Source organism: Pseudomonadales bacterium (assembly GCA_013215025.1).
In the GTDB taxonomy this organism is placed as follows: domain Bacteria; phylum Pseudomonadota; class Gammaproteobacteria; order Pseudomonadales; family DT-91; genus DT-91.
In genome coordinates this window covers 1-4,668 of the sequence record JABSRR010000200.1, presented here as the reverse complement: position 1 = coordinate 4,668, position 4,668 = coordinate 1, and the positions used below count along the sequence as shown (strand labels likewise).

Here is a 4,668-nt window from a genome sequence, read left to right as displayed (position 1 = left end):
CATGTTAGCTTTGAATACCTAAACTGGCAGCAAGACCAGAATAGTTTAGTCACACATGCAGCTGAGTTTTTACTTAAACCCTTTCAACTTGATCGAGAGCCACTGCTAAGATTTCAGCTCATTGACACAGATAAGCTTGAACATCATTCTTATACCTTACTGTTTGCTTTTCATCATATTATTGCGGACGGCTGGTCGATTGATATATTCATTAAAGATCTTATTGGCTTTTATCAGCACTATGCATTTGCTGCAGAAAAACCTAAACCATTAGCTTACCAATTCCAAGACTATGCATGGACTCTTACTTCGCAGCCATCGGATCATCAACAACTTGAATACTGGCAACAGCGTTTACAAAATAGCCAACTGACTGAGCTCCCTTTTCAATTTACCAGACCTGAGCATCTTGACAGTAACGGCAAACAGCTGGGGTTTGAGTTTGGGAAAGAATTAACTGCTCGCTTAAAAGCGTTTGCACATGCTGAACAAACCAGTCTATTCAACGTATTGCAGTCAGGCTTCTGCGTATTGCTGGCGCACTATAGTGGGCAAAATGACATCACCTTAGGTTCACCGGTTGCAAATCGTGAGCAGTTAGCCAGTCAGGAAATGATAGGCTTATTCGCTAACACCTTAGCATTACGCACGGAAATTGATCAAAGCTCCAACTTTCGCGAGCTACTAGCGCAGGTCACCGGCAATAATTTAAATGACTTTGCTCATCAAGCGATTAACTTTGAAGACCTTGTTGATGCCTTGGATATTCCACGGCTGCTAAACCAAACACCTTTATTTAACGTCATGCTGGTTTTGCAGGCCAATAGTCAAGCTGCTTCAAATACTATGCTAACAGGCCCTCTAAGCATAGAAAGTATCGACGACTTATCGTTACTGAATAGCGCAAAATTTGACCTCACTTTAAACGTGCTTGATCAGGCCGATAACATCAAAGCCAACCTTGAATATCGAACTGCACTATTCAGTGATGCGTTTATTGAAAAATTTGCTGATGATCTGAAGCGCAGCTTTGACCTTTTACTGAATCATGCCGAGCAAGCCTTGCACTCATTGCCATTACCTGCAGCTGAGATCAACAGCATTCAGAACAACAATGAACATTGGGATAAGCTTAGCAACTACAGCTTCATGCCTTTTATCCAGCGTTTTGAGTCACTGTGTGAGTTACACGCCGAGCAAGTCGCGGTAATCGATAGCAAGCAGCGGCTGGATTTCAATGCCCTAAACCAAGCAGCTAATCAGCTCGCTCACTATTTACTGCAGCAGCACACGGCATTATCAGCCGAAGATTGTATCGCCATTTGCATACCACGCTCAGCGGAGCTTTTAATAGCGCTACTAGCGGCACAAAAAACTGGCGCGCATTTTTTAGCTATCGATGTCGGCCTTCCCGCCAAGCGCATCGAATTTATGCTCAGCGATAGTGCAGCTAAATCGGTGATCACTTCTGCAGCAACCGCAGATTTTGTTGATAATCAGTCGTTTAGCTCAGGGGCAATATTTGATGCCATCGCTGTCAATATAGATATGCTCAAACCGCAGCTGGCAGAATTTTCATCAGACAACCCCGAAAGGCCTATTCACGCTGGCGATCTCGCCTATATATTGTATACCTCGGGCTCTACTGGCCAGCCTAAAGGCACCGAAATCGAGCAGCTGGGGCTGGATAACTACTTACAATTTGCAAGCAACTATTATTACCCACACGCTACGCAATCCGTGGTAAGCAGCAGTATTTCATTTGATGCAACCATAACTTCGCTATATAGCGGTTTATTGCATGGCTTCCCCTGTTTGTTTACTGCTCAAGATGACGATCGTTTTACACAGCTTTATCAAGAGATTTTTAATAGTTCGACGCCTAGCTTATTTAAACTAACACCGGCGCATATTGAATTGCTGACCAGTATGCATAGCGATCAGCCTGCCTGTAAAATAGCTCATACCTTTGTTATCGGTGGTGAACAGTTAACGACTTCAGGCTTGCAAAATTTCGCGGCAATCTTGCCCAGTGCATACTTTATTAATGAATATGGTCCCACCGAGACGGTTGTTGGTTGCAGCGTCGAATTTATTGACCAAGATACCGACTGGCAACTTTTCTCACGCGACATACCGATAGGTCGTGCCATCAGCAATACACAACTACTTGTGCTAGATCCGTATTTGCGTCCTGTGCCACATGGCAGTATCGGTGAGTTGTATATTGCAGGCTTTGGTGTCGGCAGAGCATATAAAAATCGCACATTAGAAACCGAGCAAGCTTTTTTATCACATCCGTTAATTTCGTCAGCGGACGTCAATGTAAGCAATATTCATCGACTGTATAAAACCGGCGATCGAGTCAAATATATTGACGATCACAGACTGCAATATTTATCACGTATCGATGAGCAGATTAAGATACGCGGCTTAAGAATCGAACCGGCCGAAATCGAGCACGCCCTGCAGCAGCTTAATCATATCAGTGAAAGCTGCATAATCGTTAAGGGTGAAGGCGCTGAGCAACAGCTCGCGGCTTTTTACAGCACCGATACTCAACAGGCGATTGACGACAGCAGCATAGTTAAACAACTAGCGACGCGTTTACCGCGCTATATGCTACCCACCAGCTATACCTGGTTAGAAACCTTGCCGCTTAGCCATAATGGCAAAATTGATAAACAACAGCTAGCAACAATCGATATTGCTTCTGAACAGAAAGCCATCGTCACCGCCGCCAACCAGACTGAACAAAAAATACATGCCATATGGTGTAGCATTTTGGCTACCGATGCTGTTAGCACCAACCAAAGTTTCTTTCATGTTGGTGGCCATTCTTTATTGGCTATTCGTTTACTGGCCGCCATCGAGGCTGAATTCCAAGTTAGCTTATTGCTCAATCAATTATTTGAATACCCAACGATTCAAGCGCAGGCGGATTTGATAGAGAGGCAACTCAGTCAAGCTGATGCCAATCAGGCTCTGCCAAGTATTCAGGCCATTGACCGAAACTCCATCGCTGACATCCCGCTATCATTTAATCAGCAGCGTTTGTGGTTTATTTATCAACTTGAGCCGCAAGCTGCTAATTATAATATTCCTACCGCATTAAAAATCAGTGGCAAGCTTGACCTCAAGGCGCTTGAGCAAGCTGCAAACTATCTGTTAGAACGCCACGAACTGTTGCGCACAACGTTCACACAAGCGGGTGACAGCGCGTCGCAAATTATTCACCCTGCATCGCGATGGCCGTTTGATTTTAACGACAGCACGATTCTTAGCCTTGACGCTGACATAAGCAATGAGAGTATTATTACGCTTTTGCAGCAGCATAGTCAGCTTGCGTTTAATTTACTGGATGAACGCCTGATCCGCATTTCTTTGTGGCAGCAAACACAAGCAAGCGGCGACGATGTGTATTATGTGCTGATTAATCTGCATCATATTATTGCTGACGCGATTTCTTTGCAGCAGCTGGTGACAGAATTATTACACTGCTATGCACAGTTCACGAATTTACAGCAACCACTGTTGCCGGCACAAAAGATTCAATATGCCGATTATGCGATGTGGCAGCAGCAAATTCAAAGCAGTGATTTTTTACAGCAGCAACTTGACTGGTGGCAGGCGCAACTGATTGATGCACCGAGCATATTAAATCTACCCACCGATCACCAAAGGCCGCAACAGCTGACACACCATGGTGATATTATCGTATCAACCATTGCGCCTAAGCTAAGCCAAAAGATTCGTCAATTTTGCATTGATGAAGGTTTGACGCCGTTTATTTTATTATTAGCGACACAGCAGCTACTTCTTGGCCGCTTGGCTAACCAAGATGATGTATGTATCGGAGTGCCATTGGCAGGCCGTCATCACGCCGGCACCGAGCAGCTACTGGGCTTTTTTATCAATGCCTTAGTGATGCGTGCAGACTTCAATGACAATCCGACTAGTCATGATTATTTACGGTATTGTAAGCAGCAAGTATTAGCCGCTTTTGCTCATCAGGACGCGCCTTTCGAGCAGGTGATACAGCGTTTGCAGCTTGAGCAAAACGCGGCGCATGCGCCACTGGTTCAGGTTGGCTTTAATTATATTCATCAAACACTGTCGCCACTGCAACAATTATCAGAGTTACAAGCACAGATCAAAGATGCACCGACGGTAGAACCCTTAACGCTTGCGCATAACGATGCCAAATATGAGCAAATCTGGGCTTTTCTTGATGATGGTCAAGATATTACGCTAACGCTTGAATTCAATACGGCTTTATTTAACCAACAAACCATGCTTAAATGGGTGGATTGTTACCAGCATCTTCTAGCTGAGCTTATGGACAGTGCTGACATACCGGTCAAGCGTCTCAAATTAGCCAGTCAAGATCAGCTGCTAGAATCTCTGCATTTAAGCTCTTTAGGTTATAACAATGAACAGCTAGAGAGTATTTTACCACTCACACCGCTGCAGCGGGATATGTATATCGACCAAATGGTCAAGCCCGACAACCGGCAAAATTATCTAGGTTGGGTACAACACAGTAATCAGCTGATTGATGCCGATATTCTTCAGCAGGCTTTAGATATTATCGTACAACACTGCGCTGCGCTGCGCATGCGCATCATAAGTTGTAACAACCCACTATTTGACAATGCCTATCAAATT

At 44.5% G+C, this 4,668-nt stretch carries 1 protein-coding gene; it reads left to right on the top strand.

The window, feature by feature from the left end:
• Positions 1–4,668, top strand: a 4,668-nt coding sequence (locus HRU21_11640) for an amino acid adenylation domain-containing protein (protein ID NRA42941.1), incomplete at both ends; no start/stop codon positions are given.